Source organism: Sulfitobacter sp. UBA4523 (assembly GCF_002388305.1).
GTDB classification, from domain to species: Bacteria; Pseudomonadota; Alphaproteobacteria; order Rhodobacterales; family Rhodobacteraceae; genus Sulfitobacter; species Sulfitobacter pontiacus.
Genome location: NZ_DGMH01000017.1, coordinates 84372 through 87229 on the forward strand (window position 1 = coordinate 84372; position 2858 = coordinate 87229).

Annotated in this window: 4 protein-coding genes; all 4 read right to left on the bottom strand. The window is 63.8% G+C overall.

The features are described from left to right. Positions 1–703, bottom strand: a 703-nt coding sequence (locus B3849_RS03675) for a nicotinate-nucleotide--dimethylbenzimidazole phosphoribosyltransferase (protein ID WP_286779827.1), incomplete at its 3' end; no start/stop codon positions are given. 50 nt (positions 704–753) lie between these two features. Continuing rightward, the gene (gene cobU / locus B3849_RS03680; RefSeq protein WP_278375611.1) at positions 754–1290 is read right to left on the bottom strand and encodes a bifunctional adenosylcobinamide kinase/adenosylcobinamide-phosphate guanylyltransferase; all 537 of its coding nucleotides are present in this window, start codon (positions 1288–1290) and stop codon (positions 754–756) included. A 54-nt stretch (positions 1291–1344) separates the two neighbouring features. Further along, entirely contained in the window at positions 1345–1968 is a 624-nt protein-coding gene (gene cobO / locus B3849_RS03685; protein ID WP_037943712.1) for a cob(I)yrinic acid a,c-diamide adenosyltransferase, read from the bottom strand. 3 nt (positions 1969–1971) lie between these two features. Beyond that, positions 1972–2718: an ABC transporter substrate-binding protein gene (locus B3849_RS03690; protein ID WP_286779841.1), complete on the bottom strand. Its 747-nt coding sequence runs from the start codon at positions 2716–2718 to the stop codon at positions 1972–1974. Between the last annotated feature and the right edge of the window lie 140 nt (positions 2719–2858).

A 2858-nucleotide genomic window follows, 5' to 3' on the forward strand; every position in this document is an offset into this window, starting at 1 on the left:
GCTCGCGCCCGCCCAAGGTCATCAGGATAGACGCCCCATCCTGCGGGGTGGCGGCGTGGCGGGCAAGTCCGCGGGTGATGGCGTCGACCTTGCGGCGCAGACCTTCGTCGTCCGAACCGGTGCCGCGCCCGACCCAATCTTGCACAGCCCCACCAAAGACCGCCGCCGTCAACGCTGCGGCGACGGTGGAATTACCGATCCCCATCTCGCCCAGGATCAAGACACTGGCCGCGGGATGCAGCGCCGCCGCCCCTGCGTTAAGGGCCGCGACACAATCCGCCTCGGTCATCGCGGGGCCTTGCGTGAAATCGGCCGTGGGGCGGTCAAGGTCCAGATCAATCACCGACAGCTGCGCGTCATTGGTGCGGCACAGCTGGTTGATCGCAGCGCCCCCCGCCTTGAAGTTCTGCACCATCTGGGCCGTCACCTCTTGCGGGAAAGGGTTCACCCCCTGCGCGCAGATCCCGTGGTTACCGGCAAAGACGAGGGCCTGCGCCATGTCGATCTGTGGCACCGCCTGTTGCTGCCACCCCGCCATGAACACCGCCAGTTCCTCCAGCCGGCCCAGTGATCCGGGCGGTTTGGTCAGCGCATTCTGCCGGTCGCGCGCGGCGTCTTGGGCGACGGCATCAACCTGAGGCAAATCGCGGGTCAGCTCGTCAAGGTCGGCCAGGGAAGTCAGGGGAAAAGTCACATGCGCCATGCAAAGGGGTCTCTTTCGTTTGGAAATCTATCGTATGTCGGGATCATGGGTCAGGCAAGCGAGGCCGGAGCCTGCGCACTGCCCTTCAGCGTCAGGGGCAGACCACAGCTGACCAAAACGACATGCCCCGCCACCGCTGCAATGCGCTGGTTCATCAGGCCCGAGGCATCGCGGTAGCGCCGGGCCAGCGCGGACATCGGCACGATGCCCCCGCCCACCTCATTCGTGACCAGCACCACCGGAGAGGACTGTGCGCGCAAGCTGTCCAGCACTTTTTCAAGCTCCGCCTGCCAGTCGCGTTCGGCGTGCATCACGTTCGACAGCCACAGCGTCATACAATCGACCAGCCGCGCGCCCGCCCCATCGGTGCGCTTCAGCGCGCCGCATAGATCAAGCGGCTCCTCCACCGTGTCCCAACCGTCACCGCGTTGCACTTTATGTGCGGCGATGCGGTCCTCCATCTCGGGGTCGAAGGCCTGGCTGGTGGCAATATAGACCAGCGGCAGCCCGTAGGCGCGCAGGTGGTTTTCGGCAAAAAGGCTCTTGCCCGATTTTGCTCCGCCGGTGACCAGCGTGATCTTGTCCATGATATCCGCCCTTTGCCAAGCGGGGCGCGGGCGAATGCCCTGCCCCGGTGGCGATCAGAATTCCACACCGGCCTGTGCGGCGATACCCTGTTTGCGGAAGGGATGTTTGATTTCCTTCATCTCGGTCACCAGATCCGCAATCTCGATCAAGGCGTCGGGCGCGTTGCGGCCGGTGATCACCACATGGGTCATATGCGGCTTCTCGGCCTGCAGGAAATCGACCACATCCTGCACGTCGATATAGCCATAGCGCAGCGCGATGTTGAGCTCGTCCAGCAGCACCATGCGGTTGTTGGGGTCGCGGATCAGCTCTTTGGCTTTTTCCCATGCGCGTCCGGCGGCGGCGATGTCGCGTTCGCGGTCTTGCGTGTCCCAGGTAAAGCCCTCGCCCATCACATAGACCTGACAGATATCGCTAAAGCGGTCCTCAAGCAGTTGACGGTCCGCGGACACCCGTGCGCCCTTGATGAACTGCACCAGCGCGCAGGGGAACCCGTGCCCGATGCAGCGCATGATCATCCCGAAGGCAGAGCTGCTTTTACCCTTGCCGGTCCCGGTGTGGACGATGATCAACCCCTTGGTCACGGTCTTTTCCGCCATCATCTTGGCGCGGGCCGTCTGGACCTTCGCCATCTTTTCGGCGTGGCGCTTGTTCTGGTCTGGGGTGCTGTCGGTCATCTGTTATCTCTCCTCGTGGCGTATCTGGTTGCCTGCCCTGCGTACGTCTTGCACCGCCCGCAACGCCAGCGGCGTGCCGCAGACCCAATCGGGCGAGCTATACACCATCCGGCCGGTCTTGGCGTATTGTGCGAGCGCAGGATGTAGCATGATCTCTTCGGATCGGGAACCTCCGGGATAGGGTGTCGTGGTGACCAGAACATCGGGGGCATTCATCACCAGGTCTTCCAGCGCCAGACGCCCGCTGTTCCGGCGTCCGAGTTTCTGCGAGAGGTTGCGCAGTCCGCCGGTGGTCACGATGTCGTGGCCCAAAGTATCCACCCCCAGCGAATAGCCGTTCGGGTAATAGAAAGCCGCAACAGGGGCATCGGAGGCCAGTGCGGGCTGCGCGGCCAATGTCTGTTCGACGTCGCGGGCCATCGCCTCTGCCCGCGCGGGCTGTTGCAAGAGGTCGCCCATCCACCGGATCTGCGCGGGAATATCGTCAAGCGCCTTGGTGATCGGCATCTGCTCTACCCGCAGGCCAAGGTGGCGCAGCATCGCAAGGGTCGCTTTGTCGGAGTATTGCCCCGCCAACACCAGATCAGGCGCGGAAAGGTATATCTCTTCAGCACCGCCCGCGTTCTGCGGATGTGCCGAGGCTTCCTGCGCTAGGGACGACGATCGCGGATCGCGCGCCAGACGAGAAAGGGAGGTGATTTGATCAGGATCCGCCAGCAGCAGTACCATCTGGTCCGTGCATAGGTTCATCGACACCACACGGGGCAGGTCTGCGGCGCGGGTTGACGTCACGGCTATCAGGGCGGCTATCAGGGCGGCCACCAGCCCCAGCAGCACCCGTCGCCCTGTCAGAGTGATGCGCCGGATCACGCGCCGTCTTTCAACGCGGT